22 protein-coding genes are annotated in these 24,375 nt (G+C 69.5%); 8 read left to right on the top strand and 14 right to left on the bottom strand.

What is annotated here, in order from left to right; translation table 11 throughout:
• Positions 1-202: 202 nt before the first annotated feature.
• The 10 genes from HQ314_RS20025 to HQ314_RS19980 all read right to left on the bottom strand — a co-directional run bounded on the left by HQ314_RS20025 (position 203) and on the right by HQ314_RS19980 (position 11,209).
• Complete coding sequence (locus tag HQ314_RS20025) at positions 203-1,936, bottom strand: cation acetate symporter (protein WP_056446914.1); 1,734 nt, start codon at positions 1,934-1,936, stop codon at positions 203-205.
• 31 nt (positions 1,937-1,967) lie between these two features.
• On the bottom strand, positions 1,968-2,324 hold the full coding sequence (locus HQ314_RS20020) for a hypothetical protein (protein ID WP_222627731.1): 357 nt from the start codon (positions 2,322-2,324) through the stop codon (positions 1,968-1,970).
• Position 2,325: 1 nt separating this feature from the next.
• Positions 2,326-3,150, bottom strand: a complete 825-nt coding sequence (locus HQ314_RS20015) for a LytTR family DNA-binding domain-containing protein (protein ID WP_051612976.1) — start codon at positions 3,148-3,150, stop codon at positions 2,326-2,328.
• Positions 3,151-3,183: 33 nt separating this feature from the next.
• Positions 3,184-4,323 carry a sensor histidine kinase gene (locus HQ314_RS20010; RefSeq protein WP_037184426.1) on the bottom strand — a complete coding sequence of 380 codons (1,140 nt, stop codon included), beginning with the start codon at positions 4,321-4,323 and terminating at the stop codon, positions 3,184-3,186.
• Between the two features lie 29 nt (positions 4,324-4,352).
• Positions 4,353-5,531 (bottom strand): lipase family protein, encoded by a 1,179-nt coding sequence (locus HQ314_RS20005; protein WP_222651034.1) that lies wholly within the window; start codon positions 5,529-5,531, stop codon positions 4,353-4,355.
• 77 nt (positions 5,532-5,608) lie between these two features.
• Positions 5,609-7,240, bottom strand: a complete 1,632-nt coding sequence (locus HQ314_RS20000; protein ID WP_222651013.1) for a Na+/H+ antiporter — start codon at positions 7,238-7,240, stop codon at positions 5,609-5,611.
• Between the two features lie 24 nt (positions 7,241-7,264).
• The gene (locus HQ314_RS19995; protein WP_042575922.1) at positions 7,265-7,453 is read right to left on the bottom strand and encodes an antitoxin; all 189 of its coding nucleotides are present in this window, start codon (positions 7,451-7,453) and stop codon (positions 7,265-7,267) included.
• Between the two features lie 5 nt (positions 7,454-7,458).
• Positions 7,459-8,580 carry an MBL fold metallo-hydrolase gene (locus tag HQ314_RS19990; protein WP_235578801.1) on the bottom strand — a complete coding sequence of 374 codons (1,122 nt, stop codon included), beginning with the start codon at positions 8,578-8,580 and terminating at the stop codon, positions 7,459-7,461.
• 51 nt (positions 8,581-8,631) lie between these two features.
• Positions 8,632-10,314, bottom strand: coding sequence for a cytosine permease (locus HQ314_RS19985; protein WP_222651012.1), 1,683 nt, complete (start codon positions 10,312-10,314; stop codon positions 8,632-8,634).
• 160 nt (positions 10,315-10,474) lie between these two features.
• A complete protein-coding gene (locus HQ314_RS19980; protein ID WP_027504192.1) occupies positions 10,475-11,209 on the bottom strand; it encodes an enoyl-CoA hydratase in 735 nt (244 codons plus the stop codon).
• A 93-nt stretch (positions 11,210-11,302) separates the two neighbouring features.
• Here HQ314_RS19980 and HQ314_RS19975 point away from each other — a divergent pair, with 93 nt between their 5' ends.
• The 7 genes from HQ314_RS19975 to HQ314_RS19945 all read left to right on the top strand — a co-directional run bounded on the left by HQ314_RS19975 (position 11,303) and on the right by HQ314_RS19945 (position 18,630).
• A complete protein-coding gene (locus HQ314_RS19975; protein ID WP_222651011.1) occupies positions 11,303-12,388 on the top strand; it encodes an NAD(P)-binding domain-containing protein in 1,086 nt (361 codons plus the stop codon).
• Positions 12,385-14,025, top strand: a complete 1,641-nt coding sequence (locus HQ314_RS19970; protein WP_222651010.1) for an ABC-F family ATP-binding cassette domain-containing protein — start codon at positions 12,385-12,387, stop codon at positions 14,023-14,025. The genes HQ314_RS19975 and HQ314_RS19970 overlap by 4 nt, the downstream gene beginning before the upstream one ends.
• Before the next feature lie 136 nt (positions 14,026-14,161).
• Positions 14,162-14,449, top strand: a complete 288-nt coding sequence (locus HQ314_RS19965; protein WP_027504195.1) for a helix-turn-helix transcriptional regulator — start codon at positions 14,162-14,164, stop codon at positions 14,447-14,449.
• Positions 14,446-15,012: a hypothetical protein gene (locus tag HQ314_RS19960; protein ID WP_037183974.1), complete on the top strand. Its 567-nt coding sequence runs from the start codon at positions 14,446-14,448 to the stop codon at positions 15,010-15,012. Before HQ314_RS19965 ends, HQ314_RS19960 begins: the two co-directional genes overlap by 4 nt.
• On the top strand, positions 15,009-15,905 hold the full coding sequence (locus tag HQ314_RS19955) for an ABC transporter ATP-binding protein (RefSeq protein WP_027504196.1): 897 nt from the start codon (positions 15,009-15,011) through the stop codon (positions 15,903-15,905). Before HQ314_RS19960 ends, HQ314_RS19955 begins: the two co-directional genes overlap by 4 nt.
• Positions 15,902-17,122 (top strand): ABC transporter permease, encoded by a 1,221-nt coding sequence (locus HQ314_RS19950; protein WP_222651009.1) that lies wholly within the window; start codon positions 15,902-15,904, stop codon positions 17,120-17,122. Before HQ314_RS19955 ends, HQ314_RS19950 begins: the two co-directional genes overlap by 4 nt.
• A 20-nt stretch (positions 17,123-17,142) precedes the next feature.
• Positions 17,143-18,630, top strand: coding sequence for a carboxyl transferase domain-containing protein (locus tag HQ314_RS19945; protein ID WP_222651008.1), 1,488 nt, complete (start codon positions 17,143-17,145; stop codon positions 18,628-18,630).
• On the opposite strand, the gene HQ314_RS19940 is transcribed toward HQ314_RS19945, so the two are convergent.
• Positions 18,611-19,141 carry a CGNR zinc finger domain-containing protein gene (locus tag HQ314_RS19940; RefSeq protein ID WP_027504199.1) on the bottom strand — a complete coding sequence of 177 codons (531 nt, stop codon included), beginning with the start codon at positions 19,139-19,141 and terminating at the stop codon, positions 18,611-18,613. The two genes, HQ314_RS19945 and HQ314_RS19940, sit on opposite strands and share 20 nt — an antisense overlap.
• Before the next feature lie 165 nt (positions 19,142-19,306).
• A complete protein-coding gene (locus HQ314_RS19935; protein WP_222640862.1) occupies positions 19,307-19,987 on the bottom strand; it encodes a GPP34 family phosphoprotein in 681 nt (226 codons plus the stop codon).
• Between the two features lie 42 nt (positions 19,988-20,029).
• On the opposite strand from HQ314_RS19935, the gene HQ314_RS19930 reads away from it, so the two are divergent.
• Positions 20,030-21,913 (top strand): propionyl-CoA synthetase, encoded by a 1,884-nt coding sequence (locus HQ314_RS19930; RefSeq protein ID WP_222651007.1) that lies wholly within the window; start codon positions 20,030-20,032, stop codon positions 21,911-21,913.
• A gap of 13 nt (positions 21,914-21,926) precedes the next feature.
• Here the strand turns inward: HQ314_RS19930 and HQ314_RS19925 are convergent, their stop codons facing one another.
• Both HQ314_RS19925 and HQ314_RS19920 read right to left on the bottom strand, forming a co-directional pair.
• Positions 21,927-23,282, bottom strand: coding sequence for a deoxyribodipyrimidine photo-lyase (locus tag HQ314_RS19925; protein WP_222640866.1), 1,356 nt, complete (start codon positions 23,280-23,282; stop codon positions 21,927-21,929).
• Between the two features lie 38 nt (positions 23,283-23,320).
• Positions 23,321-24,256 carry a triacylglycerol lipase gene (locus HQ314_RS19920; RefSeq protein ID WP_222651006.1) on the bottom strand — a complete coding sequence of 312 codons (936 nt, stop codon included), beginning with the start codon at positions 24,254-24,256 and terminating at the stop codon, positions 23,321-23,323.
• Positions 24,257-24,375: the final 119 nt, after the last annotated feature.

Below are 24,375 nucleotides of genomic sequence, written 5' to 3'. Positions count from 1 at the left end.
CGTGGGGGAGCGGGGTCCGGGGTTCGGGGTGTGCGCCCGAATGGGGTTGTGCGGTGGTCACGGGTGCTCCTACGTGTCGGGAGATACTCGGATGACGGTAGTGAGACCACCATCACACCGATACGGCGTGGCGCCGATCACACGCCGAGCAGCGTGCCGGTGCGCCGAACGGTCTGCCGGGCGGGACGAACGGTCGTGCCGCTCACTGCTTGCGCAGTCGCTCCACGCCCAGACCGAGGCGTTCGGGTGCGTGCATGGCCGACATGATGCGGCCGATGTCCAGCGGTATCGAGGACCGAGTCGCCAGCGACACCGTCACCATGACGGCGAAGGCGAGGGGCACGCTGACCGCCGCCGGGTAGCCGACGATCGCTGCGGCCCACCCACCCAGGAGCTGATCGGACACCCCGCCGAGCACGGCGAGGGATGCGGCGGCCGTGGAGACCCCGCCGCCGACGATCAGCCCCGCGGCGGCCCCGGCGGCGGTGAGACCGCGCCACCAGATGCCGAGCACCAGCAGCGGACACAGCGTCGACGCCGCGACGGCGAACACGAGTCCGACGGTGCGGGAGAGGTCGAGCGTCACCAACCCGACCGACAGCAGCAGCGGACCGGTGCCGGCCACGATCGCGGCGATCCGGAAGTCGCGCACCCGGCCGCGCAGGACGTCGGTGCTGAGCACTCCGGCGATGGTCACCAGCAGTCCCGACGACGTGGACAGGAACGCCGCCATCGCGCCCGCGGCGACGAGTGCGGCGAGCAGCAGCCCCGGCACCCCGTCGATGGCCGCCGACGGCAGCAGGAGCACGGCCGCGTCGGATGCACCGGTGATCAGCAACTGAGGAACGTACAGGCGTGCGAACACACCCAGCACCGTCGGGAACAGGTAGAACACCGACAGCAGACCCACCACGGTCAGCGCCGTCCAGCGGGCCGCCGGCCCGTCCGGGTTGGTGTAGAAGCGCACGAGGACGTGGGGCAACCCCATCGTGCCGAGGAACGTGGCGAGGATCAGCGAGTACACCTGGTACAGCGGGAAGGGACCACCGAAACCGTTGCCGGGCGAGAGCCAGTCGGAGCCCTCGACCGGTGCGCCCGCCACCACGGGGACCGGCGATCCGGCCTCGAGTTCGAGCACTGTGCCCGACTGCAGCGTGTGGTCGCCCGCGTCGAGTGTCGTCGGTCCGTCCACCGCGGCGCCGTCGACGGTGCCGCGGACCACGACGTCGAGGTTCTCCTGCACCTGCACGACGACGTCGGTACTGATGTCGACCGTCGTGGCGGTGTCCACGGACGGCGGTGCGGGGGTGCCCATCTCGCGCGGATCGGCCGCGAAGTGCACCGCGAGCACCAGCGCCGGTACCGCGACGGCCGTCAGCTTGAGCCAGTACTGGAACGCCTGGACGAACGTGATGGAGCGCATGCCGCCGCCGACCACGTTGAGGATCACGATCACCCCGATGACAGCCGCGCCGACCCAACTGGGAACGCCGAGAAGGATGTTGAGGGTGAGCCCGGCGCCCTGCAGCTGCGGGACGAGGTACAGCGCGCACACCCCGGCGACCACCAGCATGGCCAACGTGCGGAGCCGCGCCGAACCGAGGCGGAACTCGGCGAAGTCCGGCACCGTGTACGCACCGGACCGTCGCAGCGGCGCCGAGACGAACAGCAACAGCCCGAGATACCCGGCCGTGAAGCCCACCGGGTACCACAGTGCGTCGGCACCGTACTTGGCGATCAGGCCCGCGACCCCGAGAAACGATGCGGCCGAGAGGTACTCACCGGACACGGCCGCGGCGTTCCACCGCGGACCCACGCTACGGGAGGCGACGAGGAAGTCGGAGGTGGTGCGCGCCAACCGGACTCCGTACGCGCCCACCGCGACGGTGGCCACCGCCGAGAAGATGACGGCGAGCACCGTGGGGACGGACACCATCAGCGCGTGCCGGACGTGAGAGCGCCGGCCATCAGTCCTCCACCAGTTCGGTGAACTCCTGCTCGTTGCGCTCGGCCGAACGGACGAAGAGGTACCCGGCGACCAGCAGGACCGGGTACGCGGCGACGGCGAGCGACCACCACGGGACCCCGATGCCGGCGATGCGTGCGGTACCCGCGGCCGGCGCGAACACCCACACCAGCGGGACGATGCCGAGGATCAGGACCACGACGGCCGCGGTGCGCAACGCGAGCGCCAACTGTGCGCGGACCAGGCCGTTGATCATGGCCTCGCCCACCTCGGTCTGCTCCTGGACCTCCACCCGGGTGCGCACGATGCGTGCGCCGCGGCGCTGGGCCAACACCACCTTCTCTCGCTGCGCCGCCATCTCAGGAACGGTGCTGTCCGGCGAGTGCCGCTCGTGGGCCGCGGACGAGCCGATCGCGGAGCTCGCGGGTGTGGCGACGGCTCACCGGGAGCTCGACGGGTGGGCAGGCACCCGTGCCGCGCAGGCAGACCACCAGTCCGGACCCGACGGTGCGGGTCCCCCCGACCTGGCCGACGGACACGAGGTACGACCGGTGGACGCGCAGGAATCCGTGGTCGGCCCAGCGGGACTCCAGCGTCGAGAGGGCGATCCGCACCAGGTGGGTGCCGGTCGTCGTGTGCAGCCGGGCGTAGTCGCCCTCGGCCTCCACCCAGACGACGGTGGACCGTGGCACCATCGTCGTCACACCGCCGAGCTCCACCGGGATCACGTCGTCCTGGTCGCTGCGCCCCGCGGGACCCGGTACCGCGCCGGACCTCTTGTCGACGACGCGGCGGACAGCGTCGGACAGGCGCTGGTCGCGGATCGGCTTGAGGAGGTAGTCGACGGCCCCGATCTCGAAGGCGGCGACGGCGCGATCGTCGTGGGCGGTCACGAAGACGACCGCCGGCGGTGAGGCGAAGTTGCTCAGCACTCCGGCCAGTTCCATGCCGTCGAGTCCGGGCATGTCGATGTCGAGAAAGACACCGTCGACCGGCGCGTCGCGCAGGATGCGCAGCGCCGTGGTGGCGTCGCTCGCTCCCTCGACCGATCCGACCGCCGGGTGGCGGCGCAGCAGGTAGACGAGTTCGTCCAGGGCCGGCCGCTCGTCGTCCACGGCGAGCAGCCGCAGGGGCCGGTCGGCAGCGGCGGGCGTGGTCGCCTCGGTGGCATGGGTGGGGCTCATGGCGTCTTCATCGTGCCATGTCGCGCGCGCACGTCAGGGCCGGATGCCTGCCCGAAATTTCGGGATCCGCATACTCACCTTGGTGCCGGCGTCCGGCGCGGTCTCCACCACCAGGCCGTAGTCGTTGCCGAAGGCGGCGCGCAACCGGTCGTCGACGTTGGCGAGTCCGACGTGCACCCCCTCCTCCGATCCCAGGTCGCCGGAGCGCAGCAGTTCCGGATCCATGCCGACACCGTCGTCCTCGATGCTGATGGCCGCGTCCGTACCCGCGTCCGCCGCGATCACGGTGATACGGCCGCGGCCCCGGCCGGCGACACCGTGGCGCACCGCGTTCTCGACGAGCGGCTGCAGCGCCAGGAACGGCAACACCACTCCGAGCACCTCGGGAGCGATCTGCACCGTCACGTCGAGGGAGTCACCGAAACGCGCGCGCTCGAGCGTGAGGTACCGGTCGATGTTGCGGAGCTCGTCGGAGAGCACCGTGAACTCCCCCGCCGTGCGGAACGAGTAGCGCGTGAAGTCGGCGAACTCGAGGACCAACTCGCGCGCACGATCGGGATCGGTCCGCACGAACGACGCGATGGTCGTCAGGGCGTTGTAGATGAAGTGCGGGCTGATCTGGGCGCGCAGCGCCCGGACCTCGGCCCGGTCGAGGCGTGCTCTGCTCGCGTCGAGTTCGGCCAGCTCGACCTGCTCGCCGACGTACCGCGCGACCTCGGTGCAGGCCCCGAGCAGACCGGGACCGGGTTCCTCCAGCGTGACCACGCCCAGCACGCAGACCACGCCGGCGCCCTCGGTGAGGACCGGCTGCACCACCACCGAACGTGCCGGGGCGTCTGCGGTCGCGGCGGTGCGCAGCAGCACCCGACGCTCGGTGTCGACGGCACGGCGGGCGACCACGGGGAACTCGTCCAGGGTCCCGTCGACGGGACCGTCGTGGCCCAACACCGTCCCGTCCGGTCCCGCCAGGACGACGGCGGCGGCGCCGGTCAGTGTGCGCAGGTGCGGCGCCGCCTCCGACGCGGACGCGGCGTCGAGGCCCCGCCGCAACGGGCGTGCCGCGAGCGATGCGGTGTGCAGCGCGGCGTGCACCGCGCGTTCGGTGGGCGTGGTCAGCGGGCGCGTCCCCCGGCGCGTGATGACGACGACCGCACCGGCGACGACCGCGGCCATCACCAACAGGACGACCGCCGTGGTGGCTGTCACGGCACCTGGTCACACGTGTTCGTCGGTTGTCCGGTTCCCTCGAACCGCTGGGTGATCCAGTCGATGCCCTCGATGTTGGCGGCCGAGTCGGCGTGGCCCTGGTCCGCCCGGACCCGGTAGTCGATGACGTCGCCCTGCGCGCACGCTCGGCGGGACGCGTCCTCGGTCCACTGCGGCAGGATGAGATCGTCTCGCGAACCGACCAGCACCATCATCGGCGCCGCGGCCCGCCCCTGCGGTAGGGCGTTGTCCGACAACCACTCTCGAATGGCGGCGTACGCTTCCGGCGAGCTGGGGCGTACGTCGTCCGGTCCGATGGATCCCGCGGCCGTCAACTTGCCGGCGGCCAGGGGTCCCGTGCAGGCCAACAGGACGTCCTTGTTCTCCAGCAGTCCGCCGCTGAGGAAGTCAGCGTCGGTGTACTCCGGATGGTCCACGAGGAAGCCCTCGACGACGAACGGCATGATCGCCTTCTGGGGCAACGTGAGCTGCCCCAGTCCGGACTCCGGGGCGATCGGGCTGATGTCCGCGGCCGGGGACAGGTTGGCCGATCCCAGGAACTCGAGCCCGTCGCCGTACTCCGCGGCCATCTCGGCGGCGGCCCAGGTGGCCTGCCCACCCTGCGACACGCCCAGCGCCGCCCAGCGAGTCCCGCTGCCGGGCGACACGTTCCGCGCTGCGCGGACAGCGTCGATGATGTCGTGGCCGGCCGACGGGGCGTTCAGGTACGGATGCGGATCGTCGGTTCCCAGGCCCTCGTAGTCCGTCACCGCGACGACGGCGCCGCGTTCGAGCATCGGCGTGACCAGGCCGATGGAGCCGAGCAGATTGGGATAGAGGGACGGTGCGCACTCGTCGGTCACACCCGTCGTGCCGTGCCCGACGGACACGACCGGCCATCCCCCCTCGGGCGGTGCGCCGGACGGGACGAACACCGTGCCCGTGACGTCGACACCGCCGCCGTCCACCCCGGACGTCGAGCGGTACGTGATGCGGTGCGCCGTGGCGCCGAGGTTGGTGACCGCCTGGTCGACCTGACCGAGGAGCACGTCGGCGACCAGCGAGCCGCGCTCGTCGCCCGTGGGGGCGGGAGAGCGGGGTGCCGCGTCAGTGGTCGCGTCGTTCCCCGGGCTGGGCGCGGGATCCGACGACGCACATCCCGACAGCATCAGCATCGACGCGGCCAGTGCCGATCCCAGCAGGACCGGGACCCTGCCGCGCAGTCCTGGTCTCGAACCGATCCTGCACACGTTCACTCTCGCCCTCTTTCCGCCATGAATCGCTGCAACCGTGTCTCGGTGGCGGCCTGCTCGATGTCGAGCCCGTCCAGAACCGCGGCGAGAACCTCGTCGTCGAGGTCCCCCGCGTCGCGTGCGGCGAGCAACGCCTCGCGCTGTCGCCGCAGTGCGGTGCGCCGCCATCGATCGAACACCGCGCCGGAGGACCGCGCCCGCGCGGCCCTCTCCTGATCGTCCTCGTCCTGCTCCGTCCGGAGTCGGCCCAGCATCACGCGGCGCACCCGATCGACGACCTCGGCGGCCTCGGTTCCCTCGACCTTCGTCATCGCCTCGTCGAGCGACTCCTCGACCGCACGGCGGGCGATCTGCCGAGCGAGTGCGCGCTGCTCGTCGAGATGCCGGGCCTCGTCCGGGTCGGAGATGTCCAGCCGTCGGATCACCAGCGGCAATGTCACCCCCTGGATCAGCAGGGTTCCGACGGCCACGGTGAAGGCGATGGCCTGGATGACTCCGCGCCCCGGGAAGTCGTCCCCCGCGAGGGTGGTGAAGGGGACACCGGCGGCCGCCGCGAGGGTCACCACTCCGCGCATCCCGGCCCAGGACAGGACGACGTTCTGGCGCCAGGTCAGTTCCGCGTCCTCGGTCGATCGAGCCCGGTGGTAGACGCGTCGCAGCGCCGAGCCGGCGAACAGCATCACCGGACGCACCGCCATGACGAGCGCGAGGACCAGAAGTCCGTACAGGAAGATGTGGTGGACGGGCAGCCCCTCGCGGCTGATGTCGTCGATGACGAACTTGAGCTGCAAGCCCATGTAGGCGAAGACGAAGGTCTCGAGGAGCAGATCGAGCGTCGGCCAGACGTGCCGCTCCTGGATTCGCGTCGGGATCGCGTCGCCGCTGCGCGCCGAACCGAGCACGAATCCGGCGGTGACGACGGCGAGCACACCCGAGGCGTGGATCTGCTCCGCGGCGAGGTAGGCGGTGAAGGGAACGAGGATGCCCAGCACGGTCTCCAGCGCGCTGTCCGCCATACGGCTGCGGACGAAGCGCACGAGTCGGCTGAGCACGTATCCCACGGCGACGCCGCCCACGACCTCGTAGACGAAGAACAGGAGCGGCGAGTCGATGCCGACCCGGCTTCCCGTCACGGAGGCGACGGTGATGGTGAACAGGGTCAGCGCCGCCGCGTCGTTGACGAGTGATTCGCCGGTGAGGATCGCCATCATGCGCGCGGGCAGACCCAGCTTGCGCCCCACGGCCACCGCGGCGACGGCGTCGGGCGGCGCGACCACGGCGCCGAGGACCAGGGCGGCGCCCAGTGTCAGCTCCGGGACGAGCCAGTACGAGAAGTACCCCACCGAGACGGTCGTGACGACGACGAGACCGACGCCGAGCCGGACGATGGAGCGGAAGTTGTGCGCGAAGGAGCGGAACGAGAAGTTCAACGCTGTCGAGTACAGCAGGGGCGGAAGGATCACGCCCAGAAGGAGTTCGGGTTCGAGAGCGGGACGCGGCAGCCCGGGGACGAACGAGGCGACCGACCCGACGGCGACGAGAACGAGGGGCACCTGCAGATCGAGGCGCTTGGCGAAGCCGGCGATGACGACGGCCCCGACGATCACCAGAAGCAGGAGCCACCCGTCCATCGACTCGACTACCGCGCGGGTCTGCTACTTCTCGGGGATCGCCTTCTTGGCGGCGTCCTGGACCTTGTCGATCTTGTCGGCGTACTTGCCCTGCGTCTTCTTGTCGGCGAAGTCCGCTGCCTTGTCCACGGCCTTCTCGATCTTGTCACTGTTCTGAGCGGCGGCCTTCTTGCCCTGGCCGATCAGCTTCTTGAGGTTGTCCACGAGTGCCATGGTCGTCACGATACCGCGCCGGACCACCAACGCCGGTGCGGGAGAGGACGCGCGAGATCGACACGCTGGCCCGGCATCGGCACCACCACCGAGATCCGCTCCGCCTCGGCGGCCGTCAGCAGCCGCTCCACGGGTTCGGACCACGGGTGGAACGCGAGGTTGAAGGTCGCCCAGTGGACGGGCACGACGATGCCGGAGGACGGGGTGCCCTGCTGCAGGTCACCGTGCGACCGCGCCGCCTCCTCGGGGTTCATGTGGATGTCCGGCCACCGGTCGTCGTAGGCACCGACGGGAAGCAGGGTCACGTCGAACGGACCGAGCCGCGCGCCGATGTCCGCGAACGCCTCGGTGTAGCCGGTGTCGCCGCCGAAGAAGGCCCGGTGCTCCGGACCCACCACCGACCACGACGCCCACTGCGTGGTGTCGCGCACCAGGGACCGGCCCGAGAAGTGTCGTGCCTCCAGGCACGTGACGGTGAGCGATCCGATGCGGACGTCGTCGTTCCAGTCGAGCTCGACGATCCGGTCCTCGGGAACCTTCCAGCGGCGCAGATGGGCGCCCACCCCCAGCGGCACCAGGAACGGCGCCGACTGCGACGTGAGCAGCGTGGCCACCGTGTCACGGTCGAGGTGGTCGTAGTGATCGTGCGAGATGACGATGGCGTCGACCTGCGGAAGCGCCTCGGCCGCAACGGGTACCGGGTGCAACCTGGCCGGTCCGAGAACCCGCGACGGTGAGACCCGCCGGCTCCAGACCGGATCGGTGAGCACGCGGTGACCGTCGATCTCGACGACCACCGAGGAGTGCCCGAACCAGGTGACGGCCAGGTCCCCGGCCTCCGCCGGCGCGAGCGGGGTGGCCAACGGCACGGCGCGCTCGGGTCGTCCCGAGCGGCCGCGCGTGAGCATCGCGGCTCCGATGCTCGCCTGCTCCCCCGCCGCGACCGGCGAGCTGCTCCGTGTGTTGTGGAACTTGCGGTCCCGGTAGTGCGAGGACGCGGCGGCGTACGGACGGATGGCACCGCGTCCGGCGCCGACGGCGGACGGCACACCCCACGCCGCGCGCGCGAGCCAGGACAACCCTGCGGCGGCGAGCCCGATGGACACTGCTGCGGTGGCTGGTTTCACGCCTCCGACACTAGTCCACGGTTGATGTGTACCGACTTCACAAGTATCGGCTCACGTCTGTTCCGGCAGGATGTGCTCCCCCGTCTTGTCGGTGCTCAGCGACAGCGACGAGATGTAGAGCGTCTCCCCGTTCGGCCCCTTCTTGGCCGACGCGATCATGTCCGGCCGCTCGAACTCCATGCCCGACACCGAGCACAGCAGCGTCGCGTCGGACGGGTTGCCGTACTCGTCGAACATCGGCAGGTCGATGCCGTCGTCGGTGCGCCGCAGGTAGTACTTGCCCTTGGTCGCGATCGCCAGCACGGGCGGCAGCACGATCGCCAGTATCAGCGCCACGATGGGCGAGTACGGCTTGATCGCCGGCCCGAACGCCCCGAAGAACACGAGGATGGACAGGATCGCGGACACCGCCATGGAACCGAAACCGACGGGGTTCACCGCGTAGAGCATCCCCCTGCGGAACTCCGGCACCTTCGGGGACAGCTTCAGCAGGTACTTGTTGAACACGATGTCGGAGGCGACCACCGCGATCCAGGCGATACCGCAGTTCGCGTAGAACCCCAGGATGTTGTTGAGGAAGTCGAACATGTTGGCTTCCATCAGGATCAACGCGATCGCGAGGTTGAACAGCACGAAGACCAGTCGTCCGGGGTAGGACTTGGTGACGCGGGTGTACGAGTTGGTCCACGCCAGGGAGCCCGAGTACGCGTTGGTCACGTTGATCTTGATCTGCGAGATGACCACGAGCACCACGGCGAGGGTCATGGCTAGCCAGCCCGGCATGAAGTTCTCGTAGATCTCGAGGAACTGGTGCACCGGCTCGTTGGCGATCGACGATCCGTCGACCACGTTCGCGATGAGGTACACGGCGAGGAAGAGTCCGACGATCTGCTTGAGCGCACCGAAGATGACCCAGCCCGGCCCCGCGAGCAGGACGGCCGTCCACCAGCGACGCGAGTTCTCCGGCGTCTTGGGCGGCATGAAGCGCAGGTAGTCGATCTGCTCCGCGATCTGAGCGATCAACGAGAGGCAGACACCCGCGGCCAGCATGACGGATCCGAGGTTCACACCGGTGCCGGCGGCACCGTCGGCACCCCCGTAGGCCATGAACTGACCGATGGAGTCGGGGTTGCTCACCACGAGATAGACGAACGGCAGCACCATGAGGATCAGCCACAGCGGGGTCGTCCACACCTGCAGTGTGGCGAGCGCCTTCATGCCGTAGATGACCAACGGGATGACCATCAGGGTGGACACCGCGTACCCGATGGGCAGCGGGATGTTCAGCCCCAGTTCGAGGCCCTGGGCCATGATCGACCCTTCGAGCGCGAAGAAGATGAACGTGAACGTCGCGAAGATGACGTTGGTGACCACCGACCCGTAGTAGCCGAATCCGCTTCCGCGCGTGATCAGATCGAGGTCGATGTTGTAGCGCGCCGCGTAGTAGGCGAGCGGCAGACCCGTCAGGAAGATGACGACGGCGAACACCAGGATTCCCCACAGCGCGTTGCCGGTGCCGTAGGAGATGCCGATGTTGGCGCCGATCGCGAAGTCCGCGAGATAGGCGATTCCGCCGAGAGCCGACGTCGCCACGACGCCGGTCCCCCACTTGCGGTAGCTGCGCGGGGCGAAGCGCAGCGTGTAGTCCTCGAGCGTCTCCTTCAGTGCCGCCGACTGCTTCTGACTGTCGGACGTGAGCGTGGAGTCGGGTGGAACGTCTCCGAGAGCGGTCATGGTCGGGTGCCTCCGGTCGTGTCGCACGCCGTGGCGGCGCGATGCGAGATGACCGTAGGAACGCTGTGTTGCCGGACTGTACGCACTCTGTGTCGAGTGCGTTACGTGGTGCCGGGGTGTCGCCTTTGTCCGAATCGGCAGGTCAGCGACCCCGATGTCGTCACTGGCCCTGGAAGACCGGGCGTCGCTTCTCCTTGCGCGCGATCCGCGCCTCCACGGCGTCGTTGCTCGCCCAGGCGGCCGCGAACGCGTCGAGCTGCGTGGCGTTCGCCTCGTCACGTGTGCCGTCGTCGTTGAAGACGAGTTTGAGGTGACGCAGCGACAGTGGCGCCAGCTGCGCGATCTCCTCGGCCCACGCGTGCGCGACGTCGAGATCGCCGAGTTTGTTGGCCAGTCCGCACGCCAGCGCCTGCTCGGCGGACAACTGCTCGGCACCCAGGAGCACCGTGCGGGCAGGACCGCCGCCGGCCAGCGACACCAGCCGCTTGACGGTCCAGTTGTCCACGGCGATGGCCAACCGGGTGGAGGGAATGGCGAAGAAAGCGCCCGAGTCGACCACCCGCAGGTCTGCGGCGATGGCCAACTGCGTACCCGCACCCACAGCAGGCCCGTTCACGGCGGCGATGACCGGGACCGACACGGTCTGGAGCGCGCGGTTCATCGACAGCAGCGCCTCGGGGAACTCGTCGGCGATGGCTTCGCCCGACAGATCGGCGCCCGCGCAGAAGCTCGTGCCCTCGCCGGTGATCACGACGACGCGGGTGCCGTCCGCCTCGGCACCCTCCACCGCCTCACGCACTTCGGTGCACAGAGCCGTGTTCAGAGCGTTGCGGCGCTCCGGTCGCTGCAGTTCCACGGTGAGAACCGCGCCGTTCCTGGTGATACCAATGGTCACGTTGTGTCTTCTCTCTGCGTGGAACGAAGTGTTCTGTGAGACCCCCTTACGCGAATTTACCGGGTGCGGAGCCCTGACTGGTGTACTGGACGGGTGCAACACGTCGACGTCGCAGTGATCGGTGCCGGGCAGGCCGGTCTGTCCGCGGCCTATTTCCTGCAGCGAGCGGGGCTGCGGGCATGGGACGACTATGTCGTGCTCGACGGTGCGCCGGCTCCCGGTGGGGCGTGGCAGTTCCGCTGGCCCTCCCTGACCCTCGAGACCGTCAACGGGGTGCACGACCTTCCGGGCATGGCGTTCGCGGACACGCTGGCCCCCGACGTCGACCCCGCGCACGTGCCCGCGTCGTCGGCGGTGCCCGAGTACTACGCGGCGTACGAGAAGCACTTCGCGCTGCCCGTGCGGCGGCCGGGACGGGTGTCGGTCGTCTGCGACCGGGACGAGACGACGATGCGGTACCGGGTGGAGGCCGAGCAGGGCGACGTCCACGCACGGGGCTTGATCAACTGCACCGGCACCTGGGAGCACCCGTTCGTCCCGCGCTACCCCGGCATGGAGACGTTCACGGGGCGCCAACTGCACACGCGCGACTACACCTCGGCGGAGGAGTTCCGCGGCGAGCACGTCGTCGTCGTCGGAGGCGGGATCTCCGCGGTGCAGTTGCTCGACGAGATCTCGCGCGTGACCACCACGACGTGGGTGACCCGCCGCGAGCCCGTCTTCCTCGAGCGGGACTTCACACCCGAGGTGGGCCGCGCTGCCGTCGCGCAGGTCGAGGATCGAGTGCGCCGCGGACTGCCGCCAGGATCGGTGGTGTCGGTGACCGGTCTGATCCTCACCCCCAGCTTGCGCGAGGCCCGCGATCGCGGCGTCCTGGTACGGCGGCCCATGTTCGCGGAGGTCACACCCGACGGAGTGCGGTGGGACGACGGCACCGCCACACGGGCGGACGTCATCCTGTGGGCCACCGGGTTTCGCAGCGCGCTCGATCACCTCGCGCCGCTCCGACTGCGCGGGCCGGGCGGCGGCATCACGATGACCGGCGCGTCGGCCACTCGAGTGGCCGCGCGGCCCACCGTCCATCTGATCGGATACGGTCCGTCGGCCAGCACCATCGGCGCCAACCGTGCGGGACGCACGGCCGTGCGGGAACTACTTCAGGAGCTGGGCGAGACGTGAGTGCCGTGGTCCGTGTCGACGACCTGTCCGCCTATCGCGGCGAGCGCACGCTGTTCGACGGTCTCGACCTCACCGTCGGACCCGGCGACGTCGTCGGGCTGGTCGGCGCGAACGGAGCCGGCAAGTCGACGCTGCTCGGCCTGCTGGCGGGCACGGCGACCGGGGTCGACCACGACGGCACGGTCACGCTCACCCCGTCGGACGCCACCGTCGGCCACCTGGCGCAGGAGGTCTCCCGCGTTCCCGGTGAGACCGTCGAGATGTTCCTGCAGCGCCGCACCGGAGTGCGCGCGGCCGAGGACGCGATGAACGCGGCGGCGGAGACGCTCGGCGACGCGAGCGCGTCGGACGATCTCTACACACCGGCACTGGAGCGGTGGTTGGCGCTCGGCGGCGCCGATCTGCCCGAGCGAGCCGAGTCGGTGCTCGCCGGCCTGGGCCTGGACGCGGCGCTCGACGCCGAGATGTCCGCCCTGTCCGGTGGGCAGGCGGCCCGCGCATCACTCGCGGGAATCCTGTTGGCGCGCTACGACGTCCTGCTTCTCGACGAGCCCACCAACGATCTGGATCTCGCGGGACTGGACCAGCTCGAGAACTTCGTGACGAGTACCCAGTGCGCCGTGATGATCGTCAGTCACGATCGTGAGTTCTTGGCGCGCACCGTCACCGGCATCGTCGAGCTGGACCTGGCGCAGCAGCAGATAGCGGTCTACGACGGCGGGTACGAGGCCTACCTCGTCGAGCGCGACGTGGCGCGTCGTCACGCACGGGAAGAGTTCGAGCAGTACGCCGACACCAGGTCCGGGCTCGAGGATCGCGCTCGGATGCAACGGAACTGGCTCGAGCACGGCGTGCGGAACGCTCGACGCAAGAGCAAGGACAACGACAAGGCGAGCCGGAAGGTCCGCGCCGAATCGACGGAGAAGCAAGCCGCCAAGGCGCGCCAGACCCAGCGACGCATCGAACGGCTCGACGTCGTCGAGGAGCCGCGCAAGGAGTGGGAACTGCGCATGGAGATCGCGGCGGCGCCCCGCAGCGGCAGCGTCGTGGTCTCCGTGAACTCCGCCGTCGTGGAGCGGGGGGCGTTCCGGCTCGGGCCGGTGACGGCACAGATCGACGCCGGGGACCGAATCGTCGTCACCGGCGCCAACGGCTCGGGCAAGACCACCCTGCTGCACCTGCTGCTGGGCCGCATCACGCCGACCAGTGGATCCGTGAGCATCGGCTCCGGAGTCGAGATCGGCGAGATGGACCAGGCCCGTTCGGCTTTCGACGGACCCGACTCTGTCGCCGACGCGCTGGCAGCCTCCGTTCCGGACTGGCCGGACGCCGACGTCCGCACACTCCTGGCGAAGTTCGGTCTCCGCGGACAGGCCGCCCTGCGGCCGTCGGCATCCCTGTCCCCCGGCGAGCGCACCCGAGCGGGACTCGCGCTGCTGCAGGCACGAGGGGTGAACCTGCTCGTGCTCGACGAGCCCACCAACCACCTCGACGTCCCCGCCATCGAGCAGCTCGAATCGGCACTGGAGACCTACGAGGGAACGATGCTCCTGGTCACCCACGACCGGCGGATGCTCGACTCGGTGCGCAGCACGCGCCGGTGGACCGTCGCGCAGGGCGTTCTGCACCAGGACTGAGGATTTCCCCACCCGATCGTCGCAGTTCCTGCCGATCGGCAGAATCACGCACGATCGTGTGGTTCAGCGCGCGCTCGCCCGAACAGCGCTGCCCACAGTATTGACACATCGTTGGGTTTATACAACACTTCGATATATGAGTCCGGTCAAACGCGGGACCACGCTCCCCATCCACAACCGCATCGGTGTGCTGCGCGCCGAGCGTCGGATGACCCGCGCCCAGCTCGCGGAACTCGTCGAGGTCAACCCGCAGACGGTCGGCGCACTCGAACGCGGCGACCACTACCCGAGCCTCGATCTCGCGATGCGCATCTGCGACGTGTTCGGGCTGCCGGTCGAGGCGGTGTTCTCGCGTACCGAGTTCGCGCCGCTGTCCACGGAGGTCTACCGACGCACCCAGCCCGAGGAAGGGACACCACGATGAGTGACACCGTTCTGGACCGCTATCAGGCGTTCCGCACCCGTCGATACCTGCAGAACGAGGCGCGGTACGCGCACTACCTCCCCGGCTGGCGCACCAGGTCACGGCGCCGGCTGCTGGTGTGGATTCTCGTCGCCTCGCTCGTCGCGCTCGCGGCATCGTCGATCTTCATTCTCGTCGGGCCCGAGTGGGCGCCGCTCACCTGGCTTCCCGGCGCGATCCTCATGAGCGTGTCGTGGACGACGCTGCAGATCGTCACCGGCCGCCGCAGCGATGCTCCCGCCGATGCGCTCGACGAGTGGGACCTGGAACGTCGCAACGCGGCTCGCTCGATCGGGTTCGCGATCACCCAGGGCGCGGTGACGGTTCCGGCGCTCGCACTGGTGTGGGCGACCACCTTCACCGACGATCCCCGACTGGCACTCGGTGGCGGATTCATCATACTGAGTGGTCTACTTGTCGGGATCTGCTCTCCCGGCATCATCCTCGCCTGGACGGCGCCGGTCGACGAACCGGACGAATTCCCCACTCCCACACCCCACTCCCCCGAGAAAGGATCAGCATGAGCGGCTCGACTCTCGAGATCGACGACCTGCACAAGAGATACGGCGAGACCGTCGCACTCGACGGCGTCGGGTTCACCGTGAATCCCGGCGAGGTGTTCGGGTTCGTCGGCAGCAACGGTGCCGGCAAGACCACGACGATGCGCATCACCCTCGGCGTGCTGGGAGCCGATTCGGGAGAGGCACGCCTGAACGGGCAGCCCATCGACCTGAACGTGCGCCGCACCATCGGATACATGCCGGAGGAGCGTGGGCTGTACCCGAAGATGAAGGTGGGGGCGCAGCTGAAGTACCTGGCCGAGCTGCACGGGCTGTCCACGTCCGACGCCTCCGCCGCGGTCGCGACCTGGACCGAGCGCCTCGGCATCGACGGCCGGGTGAACGACACGGTCGATTCACTGTCACTGGGAAACCAGCAGCGAGTCCAGTTGGCCGCAGCCCTGATTCACGATCCCGCCGTCCTGGTGCTGGACGAACCCTTCTCGGGTCTCGACCCCGTGGCCGTCGACACCATGAGCGAGGTGCTTCTCGAGAAGGCCCGCACCGGTGTCCCCGTGCTGTTCTCGAGCCACCAGCTCGATCTGGTGCAGCGCCTGTGCGATCGGGTCGGCATCATCGGTTCCGGCCGGATGAAGGCCGTGGGCAACGTCGACGAACTGCGCGGCAAGTCCGGCACCACCCTCGAGGTGCACGCCCCGGCCGCTCCCGCCGGCTGGGCCGACGCGCTGACCGGGGTCACCACCGTGTCGCACTCCGACGGGCGCACCAGCCTGTCGTTGGCGCCCGAGGCGGACGACCAGGCGGTGCTCGCCGCAGCGCTCGCCACCGGACCCGTGCACGAGTTCGCCCGCAGCACACCGTCCCTGACCGACCTGTACCGAGAGGTAGTGGCATGAGCGAGAAGTCGACCACCCGATCACCGCTCTCGGCGGGACGAGCCATCGCGCTCGTCGCCCGGCGCGAGTTCGACGTCCAGGTCCGGAAGAAGAGCTTCCTGATCTCCAACGCCATCGTGCTGCTGGTCATCGTCGGCGGCATCGTCGCGTTCTCGATCTTCTCCGGCGGCAGCGACTCCGAGGACCGGACGCCCCTCGGGCTGGTCGGTGACCAAAGCCTGTCCCAGACCCTCACCGCGGTGGGCGATCAACTCGGCGCTCCCGTCGAGGTCCGCGAGATCGGCTCGGCGGACGAGGCTCGCACGCAGGTCACCGACGGCGACGTGGACGTGGCGCTCGTCCCCGGGACCGGCGGCGCGTACACGGCCGTCACCGAGGACACCGTCGACGGCACCCTGAAGGCCGTCATCGACAGCGCGGTCGCCGCGCAGGCGCAGAACGACACCCTCACCGGGCTGGGAGTCGATCCCGCCACCGTCACCTCGGCGACGAGCGCCGCCACGGTCACGGTCGAGGCCGTCGATCCGCCCGATCCCGCACAGGGTCAACGACTCGCGCTGAGTTTCATCGCCGTCATCCTGCTGTACGCCCAGATCATCACTTTCGGCATGTACGTCGCGATGGGTGTCGTGGAGGAGAAGTCGTCCCGGGTCGTCGAACTGCTGCTCTCCACCGTGCGCCCGCTGCAGCTGCTGTGGGGCAAGGTGATCGGCATCGGTGTGGTCGGACTGGTGCAGCTCACCGCGTACGGCGCCGCCGGCCTCATCGCGGGCACGGCCACCGGCACGCTCACGGTCACCGGTACCGCCGTCAGCGTCTTCGTCTCCACCATCGGCTGGTTCGTGCTGGGCTTCGCGTTCTTCGCGGTGCTCTACGCCGCCGGCGGCTCCATGGTGTCGCGCCAGGAGGACGTCAACTCGACGACCATGCCGCTGCTGATCGTGATCCTGGCGATGTTCTTCGCGGCGTTCTCGTCCATCGACGACCCGGGAGCGACACTGCCGACCGTCCTGTCGTGGATTCCCCCGTTCTCCGCCATCCTCATGCCGCTGCGCATCGCGGCGGGCGTCGCGGACCCGATCCAGATCGTGGGCACCATCGTGCTGATGATCGTCGCCACCCTGGTTCTCGCCGTCGTCGCGGCCAAGATCTACCAGCGCTCCATCCTGCGCATCGGCCGCACGGTGTCCTGGAAGGAGGCGCTCGGGCGCGCCTGATCGCACGCCATACTGAGCGCATGACGACCACGGCGCAGCAGTTCCTCGACGCGGTGCTCGATCCCGGGACTTTCCTCTCGTGGGATCGGGCACCGCTCGTCGTCGCGGCGGACGAGCAGTACCTCGCCGACCTCGAGCGCGCACGAATCCGGAGCGGAGTGGACGAGGCGGTCCTGACGGGTGCGGGCACCGTCGGCGGGCGGCGCGTCGCCGTGGTTGTGTGCGAGTTCGCGTTCCTCGCCGGATCCATCGGTGTGGCCGCGGCGGAGCGCATCACCCTGGCCGTGGAACGCGCCACGGCGGAGCGGCTTCCGCTGATCGCGTCCCCCACTTCCGGCGGCACGCGCATGCAGGAGGGCACCGCGGCGTTCGTGCAGATGGTGAAGATCGCCGCGGCGGTGACCCTGCACAAGGACGTCGGCCTGCCCTACCTCGTCCATCTCCGGCACCCCACGACGGGCGGCGTGTTCGCGTCGTGGGGATCGCTCGGCCACGTCACGTTCGCCGAACCCGGTGCCCTCATCGGGTTCCTCGGACCGCGGGTCTACCAGGCCCTCTACGGCCAGGACTTCCCCGAGGGCGTGCAGACGGCCGAGAACCTGTTCCGCTGCGGCGTGATCGACGCGGTCGTCCCTCTCGCCGATGTCCGCGGCGTCCTCGAACGGGCCCTGGTGGTTCTGCAGGACGAGCCGGAGGCGACCCCCGAGTACGCGGAACCGTCCGACGAGGGTGCGGACACCTCCGTGTCGGCATGGCACTCGGTCCTGCTGAGTCGGCGCGACGACCGCCCCGGTGTGCGAGAGCTGCTGGCGGCGAACGTCTCTCATCACATCCCGCTGAGCGGCACGGGGCGCGGCGACTTCGACTCCACCGTGACCCTGTCCCTCACCCGGTTCCGCGGACGATCGTGCGTCCTGTTCGGGCAGGATCGCACCGGGCAGACGCCGGAGAACACCATGGGTCCGGGCGCTCTCCGAGAAGCATTGCGCGGCATGCGTCTCGCGGAGCAATTGGGCCTGCCGCTGGTCCTGGTGATCGACACGCTCGGCGCATCGCTCTCACGCGAGGCCGAGGAGCACGGGTTGGCTCCCGGAATCGCGCGCTGCATCTCGACGCTGATCACCCTCCGCACTCCCACCGTGTCGGTCCTGCTGGGGCAGGGCACCGGCGGCGGCGCGCTCGCACTGCTTCCCGCCGACCGCGTCGTGGCCGCGCAGCACGCCTGGCTGGCGCCGCTCCCGCCGGAAGGGGCGAGTGCCATCGTGCACCGCGACACCGCACACGCGCCCGCGATGGCCGAGGCGCAGGGCATCCGGCCCGTCGACCTCCGGTCGGCCCGGATCGTCGACACCATCGTGCCCGAGGACCCGGATGCCGCCGACGAACCACACCGGTTCATGGGTCGCCTCGGGACCGCGATCGCCCGCGAACTCGACACCGTCACCGCCCTCGACCCGGGCGTCCGACAGTCCGAGCGACTGCGTCGGTTCAGGACGCTGGGGCAGTAGCCTTCGCGCGGTGCCGCCGGACCGCGTCTCGGTTGGAACAGGCCGTGCCGCAGTACCGTTGGCGACCGGTACGGGAGAAGTCGGCGTAGACACGGTCGCAGTCGTCCGCCGAACACCGACCGAGACGGTGCATGCCGCGGCCCACCAGATGCAGCGCGGTACCGACGCTCACCAGCGCGCGCACGACGTCCGCGAGCGGCAGATCCGGATCCCGGTAGTGCAGGTGCCAGCCGTCGTCGGCGTGGTTCGTCAACCTCGGGTATGCCGAGGTCTGCGCGAGCAACGCGTTCAGTGCGAGCGCCCGTTGCTCGTGCGTCGGCGCGTCGACCACGCCGAGCCACTCCTCGAAGAACACCTCCGCGCGGGCCAGATCGGTGTGCATGGCCACCGTGTCGTCGGACATGCCCGCCTCGAGGCACCGGCTCTCGAACTCCACCGCATCGGTCGGGGGCGAGTTCACGATGTCGACGGCCAGCCGGACCGCATATTCTCCGTAAGGGTTGAGGTGCACATGACCATTACAGCAGACTCGTCGTCATGAGCACCGTGGAATGTCTGCATCGATGGACGGCCGAGTCCCGCCACCGCACCAGCGAGGGCACCGTCGTCTATCACCGGTGCCACTGCGGACGGCACCGCGTCACCCGGGAGACCCCGGTCCAGGAAGCGGTCGGGATCAGCTCCCCGACGTACCGGCCATGACGGGAACCATCACCGCCACGGTGACCGCGGTGTAGACGTCCTGCACCGCCTTGCGCACGGCATCGCTCGCCCACTCCCCCTGCGCGATGTCCTTGGCACGGTTCTTCACCGCGCGCTTGTCCGCATCGGGAAAGACCTTGTGCGTCGCGTCGATCGCCGACAGCAACGCCACCACCGCGGACGTCCGCGCATCGGGATCGAGACCGTCGATCAGGACGGAGTGCAGCGTCTCGCGGACCCGGTCCTCGTGCGACGAATCGAGCGTCGGCCACGTGGTGGTGGGGAACAGGCCCAGGACCTTGCCCTTCTCCTCGCCGACGAACCCACGCTCGACGACGCGGGCGACCACCTGCTCGCGAATGTCCTTGTGCAACTTCTCGACGGCCGATTTCGGCGTCATCGGACGTTTGGCCGTCTCGATCGCCTCCACGGCCCGCTCGAGTATCGGATCCGACACCGTTCGAGCGCCGGACACCGCGAGCCGGCCCTTCTTCGTCGTCTCGTTGTCGCCGGCCACCGACACGGTGCCGTCCATCGCGAGCTCGAGGATCACCGCGCCGGCGAGCACCCGCGGCAGCTTGGTGCTGTCGACGACGGGCTTGCCCGTTCCGTCGTCCAGCAGAAGAAGCAGCAGATCCTCGGCAATCAGGGTCATGTCTCGACCTTACGGAAGTGCGGCCGAGATTACAGTCGGCTCATGACCGAATCGGGCGCCTACCGCCAGGCCTACGACGCCGCTGCCGCCGACCCCGACGCCTTCTGGCTCGAGGCGGCGCGGGCGATCGACTGGGACGTCGCGCCGACCATCGCCCTGGACTCGTCGAACGCACCCTTCCACCGCTGGTTCCCGGACGGTCGACTGAACACGTGCGTCAACGCGCTCGACCGCCACGTCGCGGCCGGTGCCGGCGATCGGACCGCGCTGATCCACGATTCCGCCATGACGGGCGCTCGCGTGTCGTTCACCTACTCCGAACTCCTCGACCGGGTGTCCCGCTTCGCGGGGGCGCTCGCCGCTCGCGGCGTCGGTGCGGGTGATCGCGTCGTGCTCTACATGCCGATGATCCCGGAGGCCGTCGTCGCGATGCTCGCCTGTGCGCGCCTCGGTGCGGTCCACTCGGTGGTGTTCGGCGGGTTCGCCGCGAAGGAACTGGCCGTGCGCATCGACGACGCGGATCCCGTCGCGATCGTGACCGCCACGGGTGGTCTCGAACCCGGACGCACCGTCGACTACGTGACACCCGTCGCCGCGGCCCTCGCCATGTCGACGTCGTCCCCGCGTGCGGTCTTCCTCACGCGCCGACCGGAGATCGACATCGAGGCACCGGGCGACTGGCTGGACTTCCACCGGGAACTCGACGCCGCGACCCCCGCGGATCCCGTGTCGGTCGCGGCGACCGATCCGCTCTACATCCTCTACACCTCGGGCACCACCGGGAAGCCGAAGGGCGTCGTCCGGGACAACGGCGGACACGCCGTCGCGCTGCGCTGGTCGATGACCAACATCTACGACGTCGGACCCGGCCAGGTCATGTGGACCGCCTCGGACGTGGGCTGGGTGGTCGGCCACAGCTACATCGTCTACGGCCCGTTGCTGGCCGGAGCGACGACGGTGCTGTACGAGGGCAAGCCCGTCGGCACCCCCGACGCGGGCGCGTTCTGGCGAGTGATCGAGGACTACGGGGTGCGTGCGCTGTTCACGGCGCCCACGGCACTGCGCGCCGTACGCAAGGTCGATCCGGAGGCCGCGCTGCTGCGCGATCACGACGTGTCGTCCCTGGAAACCCTGTTCGTCGCCGGCGAGCGCCTGGATCCGGACACCTTCGCGTGGGCGTCCCGCATCCTGGACCGACCGGTGGTCGATCACTGGTGGCAGACCGAGACGGGGTGGGCTATCTGCGCGAACCTCCGCGGGCTGGAACCGATGCCGCTGAAGTCGGGCTCACCGACGGTGCCGGTGCCCGGGTTCCACGTCGGCATCGTCGACGGTTCGGGGGCCGAGGTACCCGCCGGCACCGAGGGCAACATCGTGCTCGAACTCCCCCTGCCGCCCGGCACACTCGCCGGACTCTGGCAGGACGACGACCGGTTCCTGTCGTCGTATCTCGCCGCGTTCGACGGATACTACCTCACCGGTGATTCGGGCTACGTCGACGAGGACGGCTACGTCTACGTCCTGGGGCGCACCGACGACGTCATCAACGTCGCGGGGCACCGATTGTCCACGGGCAGTATCGAAGCCGTCGTCGGCGCCCACCCGGCCGTCGCCGAGTGCGCCGTGATCGGCATCCACGACGAGACGAAGGGTCAACGCCCCAGCGCCTACGTCGTGCTCAAGACCGGCGTGGACATCGACGACGACACCCTGCGCTCCGAACTCGTGGCGGCCGTTCGCGAGGACATCGGCGCCGTTGCCACGTTCCGTGACGTGACCGTCGTACAGGCGTTGCCCAAGACACGCTCGGGCAAGATCCTGCGCAAGACGATGCGCCAGATGGTCGACGGCGACGAGGTGGTGGTGCCGTCGACCATCGAGGACGCGTCCGTGCTCGACGCCCTGGCGGCCCTCTTCAGGCCCTGAACGGACCGCACAGTTAGGACTTGAGCGCGCCGAAGCGTCGGAGCGCTTCCTCCCGCTCGTGCTTGTGGTCGACGATCGGCTCGGGATAGTCCTCCGGCCGTCCGTTCTTCAGAGCGTGCACGGCTTTACCCTCGACACCGCGGAGCTCGGGAACCCAGCGACGCACGTAGTCGCCGTTCGGGTCGAACTTCTCGCCCTGCGTCGTGGGGTTGAACACCCGGAAGTACGGCGACGCATCGGTTCCCGTGCCCGCGGTCCACTGCCACCCGTGCTGGTTGCTGGCGATGTCGCCGTCCATCAGGTGCTGCAGGAAGAAGCGTGCACCCCGCCACCACGGCAGGTGCAGGTCCTTCACCAGAAAGGATGCGACGATCATCCGCACCCTGTTGTGCATCCAGTTCTCCGAGACCAGTTGGCGCATGCCCGCGTCGACGATGGGGAAGCCCGTCGTGCCGTCGCACCACGCCTGGAAGAGCTCGTCCGCGTGCGGCCCGGAGTCGAGCTCGATCTTGTCGAACCTCTTGTCGTAGTTCTCCCGAGCGCTGTCCGGTCGGCGAAAGAGGATGTCGGCGTAGAAGTCTCGGAAGCACAACTCGCGTCGGTACGCCTCCGAGCCGTCGTTCTTCAGTGAGGCCAGATCGGCCAGCATGGTGCGCGGATGGATGGTCCCGTACTTCAGGTGCACCGACATCCGGCTGGTGCTGTCCTTGTCCGGACGGTTGCGCTCGTCGTCGTACCCGGTCGCACGGTCGTCGCGGAAGTCCGCCCACGAGGACAGCGCCGCCTGCTCGCCGGCCTCGACGTCCGCACGGGTCTTCTCCGTCGGAATGGTCACTCGCTTGCGGCCGCCCGACACGTCGTCCGGATCGATCCACGACGCCGACGACGCGGAGGTGTCGGCGGGGCCGCGCCAGCCGTGGTCCTGCCAGCGGCGGTAGAACGGCGTGAAGACCTTGAAACCCTCGCCGTCGTCCTTGACGATGCGGCCGGGCGACACCGCGTACGGCGACCCCGTCCGCACCAGGTCGACCTTCTCGGCGACGGCGTCGTCGCGGCGTCGACCGTACGGACCGTAGTCCTCGCTGACGTGTACGGCGTCCGCTCCCACGGCCTTCGCCACGGCCGGAACCGCGGCCACCGGATCGCCCTTCACCACCATCAGGCGGCCGCCGAGCTGATCGTCCAGCGCTGTCAACGACCGGAACAGCACGTCGCGGCGCGCGGCACCCGACGGGCCGAGGAGGTGATCGTCGAGCACGAACAGCGCCAGCACGTCCCGGCCGTCCTCGGCGGCGTGGGCCAGTGCCGGGTGGTCACCGAGGCGCAGGTCGCGGCGGAACCACAGGACGGAGGGTGCAGAAGAGCTCATGACAGACGTTCGTACCCGTTCCGCGCCCCGGCCGAACGTCAGGGTCCGGTGTAGGCCGGCTCGGCCGGTAGCATCTGCGTCTGGATCTGCGCGTCCACCAGGCCGGCGATGGCGGTGGGCGCGGTACGCAGCGGGCCGAGCGGATCGGTTCCTGGCGGAGTGAGTTGGAGACAACTCTGCGTGCCCACCCTCGACTCGACGGCCGGGCCGTCGTTGTCCAACGCGTCGGCCAGCATCGCGATCGCCGTGGCGTCCGACGGAAGCAGGACGTGGGAGACGTACTTCAGGGGGCAGACGTCCTGGATCACCAGGTTCGACGCCCCGGCCATCGCGCCGGCGGCCGGGGCCGGTCGCACCAGCTCGTCGAACGCCGTCGAGATCGTGGTGGCCGACGTGCCCGCCGGGAACGGCGTCGACGTCAGTGCGGCCATGAAGTCGGAACCCTCCGAGAACTGCCAGATGGGCGCCGCACAGCCGCCCAGCGCCGCGCACACCGCATCGGTGTCCTGCGGAGCACCCACCGGAGTGAGCCCGACCACGTCGTCCACCACCGCGGCGACCTCGGGATCGGACTTCACCGCCCACGCCGCGAGAGTTCCGCCCTGGCTGTGGCCGACCAGATCGACCGGGCCACCGCGGGTGTTCGCGGTGCGCAGCACGGCGTCCACGACGAAGCGGGTGCTGATCTGCACGTCGACCGTCGCGCGCCGAGGTAGTTCCACCGTGCAGAACGGTCGACCGGTCTGCGTGAGCCACGGTTCGAGCACCGCGCCGAAGTCCTCGACACTGTTCGTCCAGGTGCCGTGCACCAACACCACAGGGTCCTCCGCCGCACCCGCGACGTCGCCGCTGCACGCGTAGGTGGAGCCGACGGCCGGGTCGGCGGGCGCTGCGACCGCCGTGACGGCGCTGACCACCACCGTCGCCGCCACCGCGGTCAGGACCAACCCGACCCGAACCGGTAGCGCGAACAACGACCCTGCATTCCACCCTGACGATCCTGATCCCGACGACCCCATGCCGCATCACCCCCGACGGGGAAGCTACCGCCCGCCGGAGGTGGTGCCGCACGGAAAACGGACATTCGGCACGC

It is taken from the genome of Rhodococcus sp. BP-332, from assembly GCF_019836065.1.
Classification (GTDB): Bacteria; Actinomycetota; Actinomycetes; order Mycobacteriales; family Mycobacteriaceae; genus Rhodococcoides.
Note: the sequence above shows the minus strand (reverse complement) of the source record. Positions and strands in the feature narration are given on the sequence as shown.